1 protein-coding gene is annotated in these 255 nt (G+C 51.8%); it reads right to left on the bottom strand.

Annotated features, from left to right (window positions below; all coding sequences use genetic code 11):
- The coding region (locus AB4Y42_RS44585; protein WP_368697940.1) for a GntR family transcriptional regulator at positions 1–220 on the bottom strand (220 nt) is incomplete at its 3' end.
- Positions 221–255 lie beyond the last annotated feature (35 nt).

The raw sequence follows: 255 nt of genomic DNA, 5'->3' as shown, positions 1-255 counted from the left end.
CAAACGTTTCTATCATCTGTGAATCATTCAAAAGCTCATAGGCAGCCTTAACGGTCCCGCGCGCGACCCCGAGCTGCGACGCAAGGTCTTTCCATGATGGCAGCCGTGTACCGGATTCGAGCAGCCCAGACTCTATTGCTCTGCTGATGCTCTCAAAAATCTGCTCTGTGAGGGGCCGTTTTGCTGTCCGGTCGAGCTGTATCTGCAAGTCTGAAGCCATAGTCTTGGTACACACGAAAATCACAATCTTGGTAC

This window comes from Paraburkholderia sp. EG286B, from assembly GCF_040965655.1.
Classification (GTDB): Bacteria; Pseudomonadota; Gammaproteobacteria; order Burkholderiales; family Burkholderiaceae; genus Paraburkholderia.
The sequence above is the reverse complement of the archived record's forward strand: the minus strand, read 5'-3'. Positions and strand labels throughout refer to the sequence as shown.